General features: G+C 41.4%; 19 protein-coding genes. 1 reads left to right on the top strand and 18 read right to left on the bottom strand.

All coding sequences use genetic code 11. The annotated features are described in order from the left end of the window. Positions 1 to 4 precede the first annotated feature (4 nt). The 3 genes from KFZ58_RS16560 to fabZ all read right to left on the bottom strand — a co-directional run bounded on the left by KFZ58_RS16560 (position 5) and on the right by fabZ (position 1549). The gene (locus KFZ58_RS16560; RefSeq protein WP_235792388.1) at positions 5 to 490 is read right to left on the bottom strand and encodes a competence protein ComK; all 486 of its coding nucleotides are present in this window, start codon (positions 488 to 490) and stop codon (positions 5 to 7) included. Positions 491 to 683: 193 nt separating this feature from the next. Continuing rightward, positions 684 to 1022 (bottom strand): hypothetical protein, encoded by a 339-nt coding sequence (locus tag KFZ58_RS16565; RefSeq protein WP_235792389.1) that lies wholly within the window; start codon positions 1020 to 1022, stop codon positions 684 to 686. A gap of 104 nt (positions 1023 to 1126) precedes the next feature. Beyond that, positions 1127 to 1549 carry a 3-hydroxyacyl-ACP dehydratase FabZ gene (gene fabZ / locus KFZ58_RS16570; RefSeq protein WP_235792390.1) on the bottom strand — a complete coding sequence of 141 codons (423 nt, stop codon included), beginning with the start codon at positions 1547 to 1549 and terminating at the stop codon, positions 1127 to 1129. Positions 1550 to 1683: 134 nt separating this feature from the next. On the opposite strand from fabZ, the gene KFZ58_RS16575 reads away from it, so the two are divergent. Further along, positions 1684 to 1830, top strand: coding sequence for a lmo0937 family membrane protein (locus KFZ58_RS16575; RefSeq protein WP_235792391.1), 147 nt, complete (start codon positions 1684 to 1686; stop codon positions 1828 to 1830). Between the two features lie 174 nt (positions 1831 to 2004). On the opposite strand, the gene KFZ58_RS16580 is transcribed toward KFZ58_RS16575, so the two are convergent. The 15 genes from KFZ58_RS16580 to KFZ58_RS16650 all read right to left on the bottom strand — a co-directional run bounded on the left by KFZ58_RS16580 (position 2005) and on the right by KFZ58_RS16650 (position 17984). Then, entirely contained in the window at positions 2005 to 2343 is a 339-nt protein-coding gene (locus tag KFZ58_RS16580; protein WP_235792392.1) for a DNA-directed RNA polymerase subunit beta, read from the bottom strand. Positions 2344 to 2429: 86 nt separating this feature from the next. After that, entirely contained in the window at positions 2430 to 3260 is an 831-nt protein-coding gene (locus tag KFZ58_RS16585) for a flagellar hook-basal body protein (RefSeq protein WP_235792393.1), read from the bottom strand. A gap of 10 nt (positions 3261 to 3270) precedes the next feature. Then, positions 3271 to 4077: a flagellar hook-basal body protein gene (locus KFZ58_RS16590; RefSeq protein ID WP_235792394.1), complete on the bottom strand. Its 807-nt coding sequence runs from the start codon at positions 4075 to 4077 to the stop codon at positions 3271 to 3273. Between the two features lie 21 nt (positions 4078 to 4098). After that, positions 4099 to 5100, bottom strand: a complete 1002-nt coding sequence (locus KFZ58_RS16595) for a rod shape-determining protein (protein WP_235792395.1) — start codon at positions 5098 to 5100, stop codon at positions 4099 to 4101. Positions 5101 to 5577: 477 nt separating this feature from the next. After that, entirely contained in the window at positions 5578 to 5859 is a 282-nt protein-coding gene (spoIIID, locus tag KFZ58_RS16600; protein WP_255694941.1) for a sporulation transcriptional regulator SpoIIID, read from the bottom strand. 687 nt (positions 5860 to 6546) lie between these two features. Beyond that, positions 6547 to 7560, bottom strand: coding sequence for an AimR family lysis-lysogeny pheromone receptor (locus KFZ58_RS16605; RefSeq protein ID WP_235792396.1), 1014 nt, complete (start codon positions 7558 to 7560; stop codon positions 6547 to 6549). 195 nt (positions 7561 to 7755) lie between these two features. Further along, positions 7756 to 8667 (bottom strand): stage II sporulation protein SpoIIQ, encoded by a 912-nt coding sequence (gene spoIIQ / locus KFZ58_RS16610; RefSeq protein ID WP_235792397.1) that lies wholly within the window; start codon positions 8665 to 8667, stop codon positions 7756 to 7758. A 259-nt stretch (positions 8668 to 8926) separates the two neighbouring features. Beyond that, the gene (gene spoIID, locus KFZ58_RS16615; protein WP_235792398.1) at positions 8927 to 10132 is read right to left on the bottom strand and encodes a stage II sporulation protein D; all 1206 of its coding nucleotides are present in this window, start codon (positions 10130 to 10132) and stop codon (positions 8927 to 8929) included. 197 nt (positions 10133 to 10329) lie between these two features. Beyond that, positions 10330 to 11325: an ABC transporter ATP-binding protein gene (locus KFZ58_RS16620; protein ID WP_235792399.1), complete on the bottom strand. Its 996-nt coding sequence runs from the start codon at positions 11323 to 11325 to the stop codon at positions 10330 to 10332. Next, complete coding sequence (locus KFZ58_RS16625) at positions 11325 to 12275, bottom strand: C40 family peptidase (protein WP_235792400.1); 951 nt, start codon at positions 12273 to 12275, stop codon at positions 11325 to 11327. The genes KFZ58_RS16620 and KFZ58_RS16625 overlap by 1 nt, the downstream gene beginning before the upstream one ends. A 33-nt stretch (positions 12276 to 12308) precedes the next feature. Next, positions 12309 to 13226: a S66 peptidase family protein gene (locus KFZ58_RS16630; RefSeq protein WP_235792401.1), complete on the bottom strand. Its 918-nt coding sequence runs from the start codon at positions 13224 to 13226 to the stop codon at positions 12309 to 12311. A 92-nt stretch (positions 13227 to 13318) separates the two neighbouring features. After that, complete coding sequence (locus KFZ58_RS16635; RefSeq protein ID WP_235792402.1) at positions 13319 to 14989, bottom strand: peptide ABC transporter substrate-binding protein; 1671 nt, start codon at positions 14987 to 14989, stop codon at positions 13319 to 13321. A gap of 91 nt (positions 14990 to 15080) precedes the next feature. Next, entirely contained in the window at positions 15081 to 16085 is a 1005-nt protein-coding gene (locus tag KFZ58_RS16640) for an ABC transporter ATP-binding protein (protein WP_235792403.1), read from the bottom strand. Between the two features lie 8 nt (positions 16086 to 16093). Further along, complete coding sequence (locus KFZ58_RS16645; protein ID WP_235792404.1) at positions 16094 to 17050, bottom strand: ABC transporter permease; 957 nt, start codon at positions 17048 to 17050, stop codon at positions 16094 to 16096. A gap of 1 nt (position 17051) precedes the next feature. Continuing rightward, on the bottom strand, positions 17052 to 17984 hold the full coding sequence (locus tag KFZ58_RS16650; protein ID WP_235792405.1) for an ABC transporter permease: 933 nt from the start codon (positions 17982 to 17984) through the stop codon (positions 17052 to 17054). Positions 17985 to 18090: the final 106 nt, after the last annotated feature.

Genomic DNA, 18090 nt, shown 5'->3' on the forward strand with positions numbered 1-18090 from the left:
ATAATCATGTCCAAATACCTTCTCCAAAGATGTTGCTACGGTTGAAATATAAAATAAGTTGGCTTGCCCGCTTATGTTGCATATCAACGGTATTGTATGAAGCATTTACATAAATTCCTGAACCATCATGAAAACCGATAAATGTTTTGTCATCACGTTCCACATAGAATTTGATCTGATGAAATGCCAAAAATACACAGTCCTTATTTTTAAGCGAAGTTGTTGGCATCATATATATGTTGCTATCCGTATCAATAGGAATTGGTAACTTACTTGCAGAATTCAAGATCTCCTTTACAGCATCCTTTCTTCCTTTTAGACTTGAAGCAAACGCTTTACAGCTCTGATCAAGGATGTATTCCAGTGTATAGCTGGAATGCCTCTTTCTACCTTCTTCTAAAATTTGTGTACGATAATAGGTTGCGTCCTTTCTCATAATCGCTTTTGTCTGTTTCCCAATGATGTATACCGGTGCTCCTCCCTTTCCCATCCCTTTTCCCCCTGCCGTTTTAAGCTTATTTTATCCTGTGTAACGAATAATTCCAAATATTAACTGTCGAATTAGGAGGTTTTTTAACGATTAGTTCATCATATTGTAAAAAACATCGAAAATTTAACATAACAAAAAAGAACGGCTCACTAACTATATTAGAAGCCGTTCTGCTTTATGTTCAATTATACCCTTATTGATCACCTTGTCCGCCTTGGTTATCTTCATCGTCTTCAAGGTTATCATTTGGTTCTTCTTGCTGCATGTTATCTTCTTCGCCTGTGTCGTTAACACCTGTGCCATTACCATTGTTGTCATTGCCATTATTTGTTCCATTGTTGCCATTATCATTACCATTCATCCCGCCGTTTTCTTCCTCAGTAGGATTCTGGTTACCGTTATCATCTTCTTGGTTTAATGGAGCCTCTTCCTCATTCTCTGCAGGATCCTGCCCATCATTTGTTCCACATGCAGCTAGTAATGATATAGCTAAAATCGGTGCACCAAATTTCATTAATATCTTTTTTTCCATAACAAGTTTCCTCCTTTGTTAGTTGCTATCGCCATTAGCTTAACCATATTCAAAGAAGTAATACTTATTTTTTCTACTTTTTGAGAGTGTTTACAAAATCATTGTTATTTTATCGCAAAGGTTATTTCTGCCTCACAGGCTAATTCCCCGTCTACTGTAGCAACGCCTTTTCCTTTGCCAATCGGTCCTTTTAGACGCGTGATTTCAACTTCCAATTTAAGCTGATCACCTGGTTTTACTTGGCGTTTGAAACGACATTTATCCACACCTGCCAGAAAGCCCAGCTTACCTTTGTTCTCTTCGATGCCAAGTACGGCAATTGCTCCAACTTGAGCCATTGCCTCAACAATTAATACACCTGGCATCACCGCATACTTTGGAAAATGCCCTTGAAAAAATGGCTCATTAACCGTGACATTTTTAATCCCGGTAACGCGTTTACCTTCTTCCATCTCCGTTACTTTATCAACCAGTAAAAAAGGGTAACGATGTGGAATAATTTCTTTGATTTGTTCACTATCCAACATATAATCTCTCCCATGCTTGTCTTTATTTCATTATAGCAAAATATTTCTTCATGAAAAGGTAAAGCTGGGCATACGTATATATAATAATATGATTTTCTCTGATAAAGGAGAATTGCTCAGGGAGGAGGGAAACGATGCTTTTAACCGTTTTAATTGTGATCGTACTCTTATGGGCACTTGGCATTAATTTTGAAATTGGTGGCGATTTCATACACCTCTTAATTGTAATTGCGTTAGTTCTTTTAATATATCGTTTGGTAACTGGAAGAAGAATACCCTAGACATCACATTTCAAACCTCTGATATAAAATAACCACAAAGGACACACCAACATCGTTATAGTGTGTCCTTTAGTTTGTCCTATTCAACTGAGCACACCGAACTTCCGCTTCCGTCTTTCAATAGGAATAACAAAAAAGCGCCTCTTTTGAAAGGAAACGCTCCCCATTTTATATTTACTCTTGCATCACAATATCAATAATATGCTGCCATGTTTCTATTCGTAATGCGTCCATGGGATTGCCATCACCAAGTAAACCATAACCAATCATGAGTCCAGCCATTAGTGCAGCTGCAGCAAGAAGAATTATAACAATGAGACGAAGCCAAATTGGAAATACACGACGTCTCGGCTTTATTTGTTTCTTTTTTTCAGCCTTTTGATGCTGCTTATGTTGTTTTCGTGTATGCTTTTCTGATGTTGTTTTTTCTGTTTCGGCAGGCTGCTGTTTTTTTCTTTTTTTAGCTTGTTTAAAAGCTTTTCTTGACTGTTCTTCCGATTGGTTAGTAGGCATGTCTCGCTTCTCCTTATTCCCTGGCAATATACATGAAGCTCATTTCTAATCCTAAGCCCAATTTTACCACAGAGCATTCCGGTGATCTACCTTAGCTGGTTAATTAAACCCATCATCTGATCGCCCGTTGAAATCGTTTGTGCATTAAGTTGGTACGCGCGTTGGGCTGTAATCAAGTCTGTCATTTGCTTGGAAATATCCACATTCGAATTCTCCAGTACACCGCTTCTCATAAGGTCTGTATTTGGTACTACGTCTTGAATGATTTCTTCTGGATTAAATCCAAGTTCCGCTACATCCGGCATCCGGAGCGCATTTTCCCCTGAGACCTCAAGCAAGCGCGGGCGCATCATTTCAACCACGGCTAGTTCACCGGCAATTTCCGTTTGGGCACCAAGGCTAACAGCAATTTGTCCATTCGGCTGAACCTCAATCGAATCAAAGCCTTCCGCAATCACAATCGGCCCATTCTGCCCCATCACAGGATTTCCATCGCCTGTTGTCAGCATCACATCTTGATTATCATTTACAGGGCTTAAGTAAAAGGTCCCGTCCCGTGTATAGCGCGTTTCCTCGATATCATTTTCTGTCACTTGTATTTGGAAAAAATGATTATCCGCAAGTAAAGCCATGTCCAATGCGCGATCTGTTTCCTTGATAGAGCCTGGTGTTAAATCAATGTTTGTTGAACCAAGCATAGCTCCCGATCCAACCCGTATCCCGTCTGGGGTCAGGCGGCCTTGCATATTGGCAGGATCAGTCATATTATTAACGTTTTGAATTAACAGTGAGGAAAATTCAGCTTGACGACCTTTATATCCGGTTGTTTGGCTATTTGCCATATTATTTCCAATTAAATCCATCTTGTTTTGCAGTTGATTCATGGTTACCGCCGCTTGTATCATTGGCGTTGACATAAAAGCCCTCCTAACCTAATCGGCCGATTTCGCTAACTGCTTTTCCCATACTTTCATCATATGCGCGAAGTACTTTTTGATTCGTTTCAAACTTGCGTACGGATTCCATCATTTGTGTCATCGATTGTAAGGAATCAACATTGGATGCCTCAAGCGAACCTTGCTCGACCGTGAAAGTAACGTCCGCTGGCACGGCACCAGCTTCTCCAGCAAATAGTCCATTTCCTTCTTTTGTTAATTCATTCGCGTTTTCTGTATATGTAATCCCTAGTGGAATGTCTACCCCTTCAGCTTGAAGGAGATCTCCATCTTCCGTAACGGTAAATTCCATTCCATCTGTTTGGATAGGATCCCCGGACGCATCCAGCACATAATAACCCTGATTCGTGACTAGAAACCCTTCTCCATCAACGGTGAAATTTCCGTTTCTTGTTAGTCTTGCTTCTCCGTCCTCATTTTGCACTGTAAAAAATAAATTACCTGTATCATTTGGCAGATTCCCATTTACAATTGCCAAATCTGTGGTTATACCCGTCTCCCGAATGTCACCCTGCTCATGATTTGGGATAGTTTCCTGTACATATACACCCGTATTCAGTGAGCCCACCGGCTGTTGCACAGTTCTATTTAGCCCGTGTGTTGTAGGAATATTTTCAGATCCTATTTGTTGCAACAACATTTCAGGGAATGCGCGTAAAGCAGTTTGATCCGCTTTATATCCCGGCGTATTCACATTGGCAATATTATTTGAAAAAGCCTCCTGCTGCCGCTGCTGTGAAATCATTCCACTAGCAGCCGTATAAAAACCTCTTAACATGATTTTTCACCTCTCACAAGGTTAAATGATCTTTTTACTTTCAATTTTATCAATATTTTCAAGCATCATTCCTGTTCCTTTAGCAACACAGTTCATCGGTTCTTCAGACGTAAATACAGGGACTTTCAATTCCTCTGCCAGTAACTGGTCAATACCGTGAATTAAAGCTCCGCCACCTGTCAGGATAACGCCCCGATCAATAATATCTGCAGATAATTCCGGCGGCGTACGTTCCAGCACGGTTTTTGCAGCTTGAATAATTAAGGTCGCTGACTCCTGTAAGGCTTCCCCTATTTCATCGGAATAAACCGTAATCGTACGTGGAAGTCCGTTCACCATATCACGCCCGCGGATTTCCATTTCTTCCTTCCGTGAATCTTTAAAAACGGTAGCTACATTTACCTTAATTTGCTCAGCAGTACGCTCACCAATAAGCAGTTTGTAATTTTTCTTGATATAGTTAAGGATTTCCACATCAAATTTATCCCCGGCCATTTTAATAGACTCTGATGTGACAATATCGCCCATGGAAAGGACCGCTACATCTGTTGTACCCCCGCCGATATCGATGACCATATTCCCGCTTGGCTGGAAAATTTCCATCCCGGCACCAATCGCCGCTACTTTCGGCTCTTCTTCCAGGTAGACTTTTTTACCACCGGATTTTTCCGCGGCCTCCTTAATCGCTTTCTGCTCTACCTTCGTCACATTCGTTGGACAGCAAATAAGCATTCTCGGTTTGGAGAGAAAACCACGAACATTGATTTTATTTATAAAATGTCTTAACATCGCTTCTGTTACATCAAAATCAGCAATTACTCCATCCTTCAATGGTCGAATCGCTTCAATATTTCCCGGTGTTCGACCAACCATTCGATGTGCAGATTCACCAACTTCAAGCACTTTACCTGTTGTGCGATCCATTGCCACAACAGATGGTTCATTTAAAACTATTCCTTTACCTTTTACATGAATTAAAACATTAGCAGTTCCAAGGTCGATTCCAATATCCCTAGAAAACATGAATCTGATCCTCCTAGCGTAAATATGTAGCTGGCATATGTTAAACGAGAACACAATGCTACTAATATAATATTTTACCACAAAATTCAACAATTAACTGCATATTTCGCAAAAAAATTTGGTATCGGGGTCTGTCCCCCGCTACGCTAAAGTGATAAAGGGAGGAAGGGTAGACTGCCGTGCGAGTTGGGTGATATGAGCGCATTCAAGTAATAACACTTATTATTTGCTAGTACTATTGTATAAAAATTATTATATTTTTTCGGGTACATTCGACATATTTGCGGCCATGCTCTATGAAACATCTCCTTCCGAGCACGCCTCAGAATCCAAACCAAAAACGCAGCATCCTCCAATCCGCTGCGTTTTGGCCTTACTTTGCTATGTGCTACTGTAGTTCCAAAAGATCTCCAGATACCACCCCCCTATAGCGTAGCTCGCTTACCAATATCGCGGCATTCCCTAAAGGAGTAAATTTCACCCCACCGGTTTTGCTTCCTCCTCACTTTTCGGATGCAAGCTATATTTCTTTCTTGTGGCTTCTCCTCCGCGGAGATGACGGATTGATTTGTGATGTTCGAGAATTTCTTTTACCTGATTTGCCAGCTCAGCATTTATTTCTGGTAAGCGTTCTGTCAAATCTTTGTGGACTGTGCTCTTGGAAACACCAAATTCTTTTGCTATCATTCGGACAGTTTTTCGTTCTTCAACGACGTATTTTCCTATCCTGATAGTTCTTTCTTTGATGTAATCATGCACACCATTCGCCTCCCTAAGTTGAATATTTCCGAGGTGTGGTTTGAGACAAGGTGTTAATTTTGTTGTGGCTGATTTTTCCTGTAATAGCTCTGCTGCGCGATGATGTCGGATATGTATTTTTTCAAATAGGTTTAATTAAGGCTGTTCAAATGATCCTTAAAATTTTTTGAACATACCTTCTATGATAATCTACCTATATTCCAAAGTTAACGGAAAGTTCTGTAATTTATATGTAAACGTTCCATGTGAGGGGGTCATTTGGCGTATATTTTGAAAAGCCACACAAGCTCTCACCTCAGACATTTCTGATTGCTTGGTTTGTAATATTTTATTAATGAAGTGGGAGGTTTATGATTAAAATTGGATCTTTAGAAAATGTGGACAGGAAGTATTTTTAAATTTAGCTGTAAAACTCGGGTGGAACGGGGATATAGTCACCCGTTCCATCTAAAAAAGGTTCAGCTTTTCCAAATAAAGCATGATTCGAAAGCGAAACGACAAACGAACTTACATTGATATTAATCGATATCCCCTAGATTCGGATCACTATACGCTATCTGATCCCCTAGCTCCGGACTTACGAGAAAAAGGATGGCTGTAATTGCTACCACAAGAATTACTTTCCATTTTTTCATTCTTACACCTCCTTATCTTTTGAGTTCGATATGTATGAACAAGGCGCATGATTCACACATTCATGTGCATGAGCGCTCTAAGTGGTAATCTGCAGAAAAAGAAGTCGCTCCTTTTTTCAATGAAGTAATTGTAGGACTGGAGTAACATCTTTTTGTCTTGCTTCGCTTTACCCATATAATAAAGTTTAAATGCACTGTCCGTTGGCAGTTCATTAAGAATCCTGATCGCTTTAGCATAATTTCCTTTTGCAATTTCAATATGTGCTTGTTCACTCTTATCATCTGTTTTTATATTATCCACTTTTTTAAAATGTGCAGACAAAAAGGGAATATTTTGGTGTTCGATGACACGAATTTGATTTGTTAGATGATGTTTCTTAGCTAGTTTCAAAGCTTCTGTCAAATGATGCATTCCTTGAAAATACGTATCAAACGTGTAGGATAATCCTAATTTTATGTGTACATCTATTTTTGCCAGATCATTCGATGTTTGATTTAGTATGCGATAGGCATACTTTCTTGCCATAATTAATTCATTTCGCAATAGATAATAGGTCAAAAAGATTTGATAAAGTCTAATGGTAAAAAAAGATATCATCATCCTATCTTCTATTTTCTGAAATAAATACTGATAGTTTTCAAGGAAATTTCCTATTTTACTATATTGATTCATGCTGTAGTAAGCCGTGACTTTAACAAATTCAAGCAAACAATTTAGCTCAGGTTCACCTGTTTTCATGTTTTCTGCTTTTATTACTATTTCGCTTGGGTGACACCGGTTAAGTTTTCGGTCGATCGTTAATTGATAAACTTGTGCCCACTCTCTGTTAGAGCTATTTTCGGATTCCCGATTCTTTTGGATTAATAGCTCCAAGTCCTCATAGAATCCATTCACATACAAAAATTCCATGCCTTTTTTTCTGATATTATCTGAAGATGTGTTCATAAGGAATTTCCGTGTTAATTGCAATGCGGCTTTTGCGTCATAATCTTGTGCGAATGATTCCATAACCTCTTTCAAAGAGGGTTCGTGCTCATTTAATGTGATGATAGAAGAGTTAAACATATATTGGCTGAGGCCTCCTTTCGGTAAAATATATATGGCGATTTCCACATTGATTTTTTCATCATATTTCAACAATTACCCTTATTCTAACATATTTTCTGTGGTTAAAAAGGACTATTTTTTCGACAAATTTCGTATGAAGTTTTAGGATTACACATAAAAATACCTCCAGCTTAAATTGCTGGAGGTATTTTTTTATGCATCATCTGAGTCTTCTGAATCGGTTGTATCATCATTCGACTCTTCATCTTCTGCACCTGAATCTTCTTCTGGTGCGTCTGTTTCTGTATCTTCACCAGTTTCTTCTTCTTCTTCTGCTGGTGCATCAGCGTCTTCTTCCGTGCCACTTGGCTCTTCCGCGTCTTCCGCAGTTTCCTCGCTTGCTTCGGATTCTTCCGCTTCTTCTGTAACACTATCTAAACTAGCTACAGATTGGTTGAAAAAGGATTCCGGATTGACTTCATTGCCATCTTTTCTAAGTTCAAAGTGGACATGAGTTCCATTATCTTTTCCAAATATATTACTCCCTGCTGTGCCTATCGGATCGCCTTGTTCTACATCGGTATCAGCTGACACACTGACCTCATCCAAGCTTGCATAATAGGTTGTTACGTTATCACCATGTTCCATAACGACAACATTCCCAAGGAGCGGATCTTCTTTTACCTCTGTAACGGTCCCGGTTAATGATGCTACGACATCGAACGTCTCGTCACTAGCGGATGCAATATCAATACCAGTACTTTGGTAATAGCGGTTGTTATAAAGAACCAAGCCATTCTCCTGATCCTCTTGTTCTGCGTTGTAATCATAAAATTTAGTTACGATTTCTGCTTGATCTTGATCCACTACCGGCATTTGGATAACTTCTTGCTGGTCCAAAACTGTCTCGGCGTCCTCATCATTCTGAGTTGGGATATACTCGTCACTTTCCTGTTCTTCCTGCTCATCTGCAACATCCGGAACTTGGTTATCCACATTTTGATACCACACCACAACCGATAAAAGGAGGGCAGCAACAGTCAAATAAACTGCTGGAAAAAACCATTTCTTCCGGAAAATACGGCTCCACTTATTTTTTGAAGCACCGTTGTTTTCTTCTTTCATAAGAACATCACCTCAACAACCATTCTGATCAGAAAAAAGAAAATATATACATAGCAAGAAAAAAATTTCCCGATTTTATGGATTTTTTGAAAAAAGTGGGGGAGAGTAAGAGGTTATGGATATGTAAGGAGTGCTTTTTCTAAGCTTCTAGAGCCTAGGAGCGCTGTTGATTACCGGGTGAGCTGTTTTTTCAAGTTTTCGGGCCCCATGGAGATGCACAAGCTCCTACGAGTTCATCACACACATCAAAAAACCCTCGCTATCTTGCCACGAGGGTTGGTGCTGTATCGTTGACGGTGCTGATCTCCACATCTTGATAATAATGCTTTACAATGTCCTGGTAGGTTTCTCCTTCCTTAGCCATCCCGTTTGCGCCATATTGGCTCATTCCGATGCCATGGCCGAAGCCTTTCGTTGTGAAAATAAAATGGTCATTTTTTTGCTCGATGGTGAAATCACTTGACTGTAACTCAAATTGTTCTCGTATTTCCCTACCAGAGAATGTGCTTCCGGCAATTGCTAATTCATTCACACGCTGACTTTCGGTTCGTGTTACTTCTATAGGAACAGTATCTGCCCCGTTCAGACTAACTTCCAGCGTATCTTCTACCTCGCTCATTGAAAATACTTCCTGATGCAGATATTCCGGCGAGTTTTCATCCCATGGGCTTTCAACACTTCGTAGGTAAGGAAGCTCATTGTCCCAGTAATCTTCCGAGTTTTCGGTATACCCATTACTTGTTGAAAAATATGCTGGCGTGATCGGCGCGTCCTCATAGGTTAGAATTTCCCCTTCTGTCGCAGCCACTGCCTTATTTATTTTATCCATTTTCCAATCGTAATCACTGCCTAGATCCCTTCTCAACTCATGTTCACTTTTATAAACCTGATGTGCCGTCGTATCTGTTACATCAAAATTATTTTCGCTTCCATCCTGAAAAAGTATATGGTTCACGATATAGGTTCTAGCTGCCAGCGCCTGTGCTTTTAACGCCTCCACTTCAAATTCTCCAGGCATCTCGGAAGCTACCACGCGTGACACATATTCTTCCAGTGGTACATCTTCTATGCTGTCCGATGTATCCCGCATCACTTCTACTGAAAATGGCGAGGCAGCAAACACCGTTTCTGCTTCCTGTTCCGGCATTTCTTCTTCGACATTGGACTCCTCCGCAGCTTGATTATCTCCTCCAAATGGAATCACAATCATTGTTGGTATTACTAAAATAATAGTGATTAAACACGATAGTACAACAAAAGTAGGAAGCTTCCACGTTGCAGATGGCTTATTCAAGTACTTCGGTTTCTTCGATTTCAAGGATGCGAGATTTTTTATTTTACTCTTCTGCAGCCCTGAGTTTTTTGATTGTTGCTGCTGCTTTAGTTTCATTCGTTTGGAAAGTGATGACTTCTTCTTTTTCCACGCTTTAGGAACCGATTTAGTTGCGTATTTACGATTATTCATGGCTTCCCCCTTTACAATTCGTGATTGTTTACCTAGCTTCCCTACTATTAAACGTATACAAAAATCGAAAACAATAGAACAAATAATTTCGGAAAGGATCTTTTCTATTTTTTGTATCATAAGCAACCAATTTTTTAGAGAACAGTCTTCTAAAAAATATGCAGTTGCTATCGATTAGCAACTGCATAGGCGCTTCATTATCTGTGTAAGCCTTCTTTATTTTCTAATGTACTATCATACAAATGACAAGCAACGTAATGATCCTGTTCCACTTCCTGCCATACAGGGGTTTTCACCGAACAAACCTCCATGGCCACTGGGCAACGCGTCCGGAACACACAGCCACTCGGCGGGTTAACCGGGCTTGGGAGCTCTCCTTCCAGTATGATCCGCTCCCGCTTATCTTCAACGTCGGGATCAGGAATGGGGATTGCAGATAGCAGGGCTTTTGTATATGGATGTAGTGGATTTTCATAGAGGCGGTCACTGCCCGCAAGTTCAACCATATTCCCTAAATACATCACCCCAATACGATCAGAGATTTGCCGCACCATGGATAGGTCATGGGCAATGAATAAAAAGGTTAATTCTTTTTCCATTTGCAACTCTTTTAGCAGATTTACAACTTGGGCTTGAACCGATACATCCAGTGCAGAGATAGGTTCATCAGCAATGATAAAGTCAGGATTCAATGCCAATGCCCTAGCGATACCAATTCGCTGGCGCTGGCCACCACTGAACTCATGGGGATAACGATTCACATGATCGCGACTTAGACCAACCTCTTCCAGTAGCTGAAAAATGCGGTCATGCAGCTCTTTTTTCGTTTTGTAGATATTATGCACTTCCATCGGCTCTGCGATAACTTCCTTTACCGTCGACCGTGGGTTCAAGGATGCGTATGGATCCTGAAAAATCATTTGCATGTTACGGTAGAATATAAATTTTTCCTTGTCATCGAATTCATGGACATTTCCCCCGTCATAGAAAACATCCCCATCTGTTTTTTCATAAAGCCCCATAATTGTCCTTCCGATTGTTGATTTCCCGCAACCGGATTCACCAACAAGCCCAAATGTCTCGCCCCTAAAAACGTGAAATGTCACATCATTTACAGCTTGCAATTCTTTCCCTCTTCCCATGTGAAAGTACTTTTTCAAATTGCTTACTTGTAAAATTTTCTCATCTAACATTATTTCCCCTCCCCGTTATTCCAGTATCGTCTGGCCACGCACAACTCTTTCTCGTATATCGTTCCTTCCAGTGTCACAATTTCAACCCCTTTTCCTGTCTGCGGAGCGTGAACCATTTTCCCATCACCATAATAAATCCCCACATGGTGAAGCTTGCCCTTTCCTTCTTCATAGGCGAAAAAAATTAAATCTCCCGGTAAAAGTTCATCAAAGGCTATTTTCTCCCCTCCTACTGCCTGATCACTGGCATCACGCGCTATCTGGTAGCCGTTTGCTTTATGCGCCGTGTATGCTAAACCCGAACAATCATAGCCAAAGGCACTCATACCACCCCAGAAATAAGAAAGATGTACAAACTGCTCACCAGCTCGGACGATGTCCTGCCCACTTCCCAGCTCAATGCCTCGTTCTCCGGGGAAAATATGTACCGCTTTTTTTGGTAAATAACCCTTTCCGTGTGGGGTCTTTACTTCTACATAGTGGTGGATAGATTCAACTGGAAGCATGGTCATATAGCTAAGTTTCATTTTATGTTCACTTATATTATTTTCCAAAACTGCTTTATCACGTGTAATGACTGCAAATTGTTTACTTATCCACTCTGTTTTGTTTACTTGTTTTAGCTGTTCGAGTGGTATCCAGCCAGGATAGCCGCGCTTATCCTTTTTCGAGGGTTGGGAAGGAATGACAACATGTGCAAAAGTTTGTTGTTTTTCTGTAACAAGTACTGGCTCTCCATATAAGACCTGCGATTGGATCAGATTCTCATCGCAAAGGGCAAGGCTTTCTTCATGGGTTAAATCATGGATCCATTGGTCGATATCCGCCTGCGTGCTCACTCCAGGTTCGTCAACTTCCCTCGGTGACTCCGGAGATGTCCATACAGTTGCGACTGGAACAGAGATCACCCACATACTTCCAGGAAATTGATCAAACGTTTGTTTAGTCATTTTGGTAGCCCCTTTCTGTTCTATACCCAATTGCTAATCAACACCGGGTTCTATCATTAATGTTTTATCAGCAGTCGTTAATGTTGCTCTGGCGCCTAACGGAACGGCAAAATGCGGGAAACAATGACCGATTTTAAATCCGCTCATGACCGGGATCTCCAATGGACAAAAATAATCCCTAAACACTTGCTCAAGCGTAAGTGATTCCTCTAACGTGGCTTGAGCTTCGGCAAAATCACCAATGACAATACCAGCAGCGTCCGATAGTTTTCCTGCACGTCTCAATTGATTCAGCATCCCGTCAACACGATACGGCTCCTCCCCGATATCCTCAAGCATTAGGATTTTCCCCTTTGTCTCAATCGCGTTTGGTGTTCCAATAGAACTGACGAGTAATGATAGATTTCCACCGACCAGTTCCCCCTCAGCCCTACCGCCAACAAGTACTTGTAAAGAAGAGATTTTTTCTGAATAAATGAGTCTCGTCGGTTCAAAAAGCTGTTTAAACATCACAGCAGAAAGCGCGTCAAAATCCTCCTTGGCAATATCAGAAGCAAGCATCGGACCATGGAAGGTTACAAGTCCGCATTTTTGCCGAATGGCTGTATGTAGATACGTGATATCACTATAACCCCAGATGATTTTCGGATTATTTTCGAGTAACGCATAATCAAGGTCAGCCGCGATCCGAGCTGTACCATAACCACCACGGGCAAAAATAATTGCTTTAACGAGTGTGTCTGCAATCATCTCATGCATATCTTCAAGCCGCTCCTCGTCTGTGCCGGCTAAATAGCCATGGACTTTATCGATATGCTTGCCCAACTTCACATGTAAACCCATTCTTTCAAAAAAAGGAATTGCTTGTTTTAATTTTTCCAGATTGGGTGGACCGGCTGGTGCTATAACACCGATCGTATCCCCCAGGTGTAATCTAGCTGGGCGTATCATTTGTCGTCCTCCTTCTAAGTTGTGTGGACTTATGAATCTATGTAAAAAGAACCGGCCCACATACACCATGTAATGGGCCGATCCATTAAAAGCTATTCTTTCTCCGCATATTTTAGATCAAAATAGCCTACGGGGTGGCGCACGATACCTGATACACCGTCTGCTTCAATAAACACTTGATTATAATAGCGAAGTGGAAGTATCGGCATCTCCTCGGCTAATATCTGCTCTGCGTTATACATATGCTCCCAACGAAGTTCTTCATCTTCTTCAGATTTTGCATCGGCGATTAATTGGTCATACTCTTCATTTGACCAGCCGGTACGGTTCATCGATGAATCTGTGATAAAGCTTTCCAGGAAGTTTACCGGATCACCATAGTCAAACAGGAATGAACTGCGTGAAAATTGATGCTCTAAATTTTGCTGATCTTCCAAGAATACATTCCATTCTGTATTTTCCAATGTAACATCAATACCTAAATTCTCACTGAGCATACTTTGCATTGTTTCAGCAATCGATTTATTAAGATCTGCTGTGTTATAGGACAATGTTACCGGCGGAAGCTCATCATAACCTTCTTCCTCCATACCTTCTTCAAGAAGCTGCACGGCCTCTTCCGGATCAAATGTGACAAGATCCCCATTCATATCACGGAAATCCTCTCCTGAAGGGTTGGTGAATCCTGGAGAAACAAAGCCATAGGCAGGTTCCACTTCATTTTTCACCACAAAATCTGTAATCTCCTGGCGATCTACTGCTAATGCAAATGCTTGTCGGATTTTCTGATTCTGGAAAGGCTCTTCTTCTACGTTAAAACGAAAGAATTCCAATCCCCCCATTTCATCGATAGCTACATTATCACCGTCAATTAATTCATCTGACATCTCAGCAGGGATTTCTGCAACATCAAGACCGCCGGTTTCGAACATTTGGTATTGTGTATTTTGATCATTAACCATGGCCCAATGAACCTTGTCTAGACTAACGGTATCCACGTCCCAATACTCCTCATTTTTAGCGAAAATCATTTCACTATCATGCTCCCAGGACTCGAGCATAAAAGGACCATTGGAAACAAAGGATTCTGCTTCCGCATGCCAATCCGGATTTTCCTCTGCTACCTCCTGGTTAATCGGAAAGAACGCAGGATTTGTTACAACATGCAGGAAGAAACCAGTTGGATCCTCCAATTCAACCTCAAACGTTTTCTCGTCAACAGCTGTTACACCAACATCCTCCACCGATCCCTCTCCACTATTAAATGCTTCGCCGCCTTTTACGAAATAGGCCAGGAATGCTGCTGGAGAACCAGTTTCTGGATCGAGTAGCTGTTGCCATGCAAAGACAAAATCTTCCGCAGTGACAGGGTCACCATTTGACCAGTTTGCATCTTCCCGCAGATGAAAGGTGTAGACTGTTCCATCATCAGAGACGTCCCAATCTTCTGCCATTGCTGGTTCCGGCGTGCTATCCTCACCTAAACGGGTCAGCCCTTCCATTAGGTTGTTTAATGGTTTCCAGGAATTCTCGTCAAATCCAATAGACGGATTAAACGATGTCGGCTCCTCCCAGTTGTTAAGGCGGAGCACATTTTCCCCTTCCCCTTCTTCCGCTTCTTCATCTGTATCTGAGGTACCATCTTCTGTTTCTTCTGTATCACTTTCCTCTTCCGGGTCTTCCCCTGCACTTTCATTGGCGGTACATGCCGCTAGAACAATCACCGTCAACAAAGCTAGTAAAAGCAACAGAAACTTCTTCATCCATTTTCCCCCTTTGATTAAGTTTGTACTTTCAATTTGAAAGTATATGAGAAACATAGACTTTTCGCTTCACACCTGCGAAATGCCCAGTTTATCTAACAGTTGTTGCTGCTAAAAGTTGTTTAGCCCGCTTATCCTGCAGCCAGCAATCCACGTTATGTGTATCACTCAAATGCGTATTTTCAGGATAAACATTTGCGCACACCTTCATCGCAAATGGACATCTAGCTGTAAATGGGCACCCCCTAGGAGGGGCAAATAAATCTGGTGGCGTTCCTTCAATCGGCGTTAATTTTTCCCCCTTCACATCAAGTCTTGGTACTGAATTCAATAACCCTTGCGTATAAGGGTGCTCAGATTCATAAAAAATTTCACGTTTTGTTCCTTCCTCGATGATTTTTCCAGCGTACATAACGGCAATTCGATCAGCAATTTTAGCTACAACGCCTAAATCATGTGTAATAAGAATGATAGATACACCTGTAGCCGCTTGAATCTTTTCAAAAAGTTCCAGTATTTGCGCTTGAATCGTTACATCAAGGGCTGTTGTCGGTTCATCAGCAATCAAAAGTTCCGGCTCACAGATTAAGGCTATGGCAATGACCACACGCTGACGCATTCCTCCACTGAATTGATGCGGATAATGCTTCAAGCGCTCTTTTGGATTCGGTATACCAACAAGCTCCAGAATCTCAATCGCCCGTTGCTTCGCGCCACTTGCAGAAATAGCTTGATGTTGTCTCAGACCTTCCATGAGCTGGGTACCTATTGTCAGGGTCGGATTCAATGCTGTCATCGGATCCTGAAAAATCATCGAAATGTCCACACCACGAATAGAGCGCATCTCTTTTTCAGTGTTTGTTGTTACATCTTTTCCATGAAACAAAATAGTTCCATTTGAAATTTTGCCCGGTGGCTCAGGGATCAGGCGCATAATCGCATTAGCTGTAACGCTTTTCCCACAGCCGGACTCGCCGACAATGGCGAGCGTCTCCCCTTTGTTTAAATGAAAGTTGACGCCTCGTACTGCTTTTACAGTTCCTCCATATGTCGTAAACGTGACGTGAAGATCATTTACTTCGAGAATTTTTTCCATGGTGTCACCTACTTCCTTAATTTAGGATCAAGGGCATCTTGAAGACCGTCACCCAGTACATTAAACGCAAACATGGTAAAAGAAATAAAAAATGCCGGAAAGAATAATGTCCACCAATTTCCAGATAGGATTGCTCCTAGTGAATCATTTGCCATGACACCCCAACTGGCGTGTGGTGATTGTATTCCAAGTCCCAAAAAACTTAAGAACGCTTCAGCAAAAATTGCAGTAGGCACCGTTAGTGTCATTTGTACAATAATTGGGCCCATTGTATTGGGCAGTAAATTTTTCCGGATAATCCGTGGTGTTTTCGTGCCAAATGATTTGGAAGCGAGGACAAATTCATAGTTTTTAATCTGCAGTACCTGTCCCCGCACAATTCGTGCCATACCTACCCAACCTGTTACGGTTAGCGCAATAATGATCGTAGTTAAACTCGGGCCCAGAACGACTAATAGTAAGATGACAACCAATAAATATGGCAGACCATATAAAATTTCAATAATACGCATCATGATACCGTCTGTACGACCGCCTTTATAACCGGCAATCCCCCCATAGATAATCCCGATGGTGACATCAATCAAGGCTGCCATGAAACCTACAAATAAGGATATACGTGCACCAAACCAGGTCCTTGTAAATACATCACGCCCTGCGTTATCTGTACCAAACCAATGCTCAGCAGATGGTGGCTGATACTGGTTGGGCAAATCCTGCTCATTCACTTGATGTGGTGACAACACAGGTCCAAAAATAGCCATGAATATTAGCAAAACAAGAAACACTAATCCAGCCATTGCCAATTTATTTTTCACAAGCCGCTTCCATGCATCCTCCCAATAGGATAATGAAGGCCTGGAAACCGACTCAGAGGCTCGCTTTTCTTTTTCCTTCCACGTGAACCAATCATCTGGGACTTCGGTCGGAGAATGGGTTGCATCACGTTCATGTGTTGATTTCATCCTATTCTCCTCCCTTTTTATTCATTTTTATGCGGGGATCGAGAATCCCATATGCCAGATCTACCAAGAACAGTGTGATAATCAGGAATGCACTATAAAATACAGTCGTCCCCATGATTACCGGAAAATCCCGTTGGTTGATACTTTCCACAAAGTATTTTCCCATCCCCGGAATAGCGAATATCTCTTCAATAACAAACGTTCCTGTTAAAATACCTGCAAGTAGCGTACCCATAATGGTAACCACAGGCATCAAGGCGTTTCGGAGTGCATGCTTGATGACAATTTTCCATGGGGAAAGCCCTTTGGCCCGAGCCATCTTTATGTAATCCTGTGTTAAAACCTCCAGCATGGTTGATCTCGTAAGCCTTGCTATGATCGCCATTGGACTTGTAGCAAGCGCAATAATCGGCAAGATCATATGAGCGGGACTTGACCATGTTGCCGGCGGAAGAATTTCCAAATTAACGGCCAATTGCTGAATCAGTAATGTTGCTAACACAAAGTTTGGAATGGATATCCCTAACACGGCAAAGCTCATAGCTAAATAATCGACAAATCCATTGTGCCTGAGTGCAGCAATGATTCCTAAAATAATCCCAGAAATGACTGCCACCCCAATGGTAAGAACGCCTAATTCAAAGGAAATAGGAAACCCACGTTCCAATAAATCATTCACCGACTGATTCGGCTGCTTAATCGACGGCCCGAAATCAAAGGTTACAATGGATTTTATATAAAGCAAATACTGCACATGATATGGCTCATCAAGGTTATAATGTGCCTCTAAGTTAGCCTGCACCGTTTCATTCGTTGCTCGTTCACTATTAAAAGGTGAACCCGGAATTGTCACCATCAGGACAAAGGTTAATGTTACAATGATCCATAATGTCACAATCATAATCAGCAATCTTTTTAAAATATAGCGCAGCATGATTTCCCACCCCCGTTAAAGCATTATATGTTTTCTATGGCTGTTTTCGCGAGTATTGTTGCTCTTGACACAAAAGATATAAAATACGACGTAACTTGAAGGATGG

The organism is Virgibacillus sp. NKC19-16 (genome assembly GCF_021560035.1).
Lineage (GTDB): Bacteria > Bacillota > Bacilli > Bacillales > Amphibacillaceae > Virgibacillus_L > Virgibacillus_L salidurans.

Bases quoted from the DNA above. Each gene is read 5' to 3' on its own strand.
- KFZ58_RS16560 (WP_235792388.1), bottom strand. From the start codon at position 490: ATGGGAAAGGGAGGAGCACCGGTATACATCATTGGGAAACAGACAAAA.
- KFZ58_RS16565 (WP_235792389.1), bottom strand. From the start codon at position 1,022: ATGGAAAAAAAGATATTAATGAAATTTGGTGCACCGATTTTAGCTATA.
- fabZ (WP_235792390.1), bottom strand. From the start codon at position 1,549: ATGTTGGATAGTGAACAAATCAAAGAAATTATTCCACATCGTTACCCT.
- KFZ58_RS16575 (WP_235792391.1), top strand. From the start codon at position 1,684: ATGCTTTTAACCGTTTTAATTGTGATCGTACTCTTATGGGCACTTGGC.
- KFZ58_RS16580 (WP_235792392.1), bottom strand. From the start codon at position 2,343: ATGCCTACTAACCAATCGGAAGAACAGTCAAGAAAAGCTTTTAAACAA.
- KFZ58_RS16585 (WP_235792393.1), bottom strand. From the start codon at position 3,260: ATGTCAACGCCAATGATACAAGCGGCGGTAACCATGAATCAACTGCAA.
- KFZ58_RS16590 (WP_235792394.1), bottom strand. From the start codon at position 4,077: ATGTTAAGAGGTTTTTATACGGCTGCTAGTGGAATGATTTCACAGCAG.
- KFZ58_RS16595 (WP_235792395.1), bottom strand. From the start codon at position 5,100: ATGTTTTCTAGGGATATTGGAATCGACCTTGGAACTGCTAATGTTTTA.
- KFZ58_RS16605 (WP_235792396.1), bottom strand. From the start codon at position 7,560: ATGTTTAACTCTTCTATCATCACATTAAATGAGCACGAACCCTCTTTG.
- spoIIQ (WP_235792397.1), bottom strand. From the start codon at position 8,667: ATGAAAGAAGAAAACAACGGTGCTTCAAAAAATAAGTGGAGCCGTATT.
- spoIID (WP_235792398.1), bottom strand. From the start codon at position 10,132: ATGAATAATCGTAAATACGCAACTAAATCGGTTCCTAAAGCGTGGAAA.
- KFZ58_RS16620 (WP_235792399.1), bottom strand. From the start codon at position 11,325: ATGTTAGATGAGAAAATTTTACAAGTAAGCAATTTGAAAAAGTACTTT.
- KFZ58_RS16625 (WP_235792400.1), bottom strand. From the start codon at position 12,275: ATGACTAAACAAACGTTTGATCAATTTCCTGGAAGTATGTGGGTGATC.
- KFZ58_RS16630 (WP_235792401.1), bottom strand. From the start codon at position 13,226: ATGATACGCCCAGCTAGATTACACCTGGGGGATACGATCGGTGTTATA.
- KFZ58_RS16635 (WP_235792402.1), bottom strand. From the start codon at position 14,989: ATGAAGAAGTTTCTGTTGCTTTTACTAGCTTTGTTGACGGTGATTGTT.
- KFZ58_RS16640 (WP_235792403.1), bottom strand. From the start codon at position 16,085: ATGGAAAAAATTCTCGAAGTAAATGATCTTCACGTCACGTTTACGACA.
- KFZ58_RS16645 (WP_235792404.1), bottom strand. From the start codon at position 17,050: ATGAAATCAACACATGAACGTGATGCAACCCATTCTCCGACCGAAGTC.
- KFZ58_RS16650 (WP_235792405.1), bottom strand. From the start codon at position 17,984: ATGCTGCGCTATATTTTAAAAAGATTGCTGATTATGATTGTGACATTA.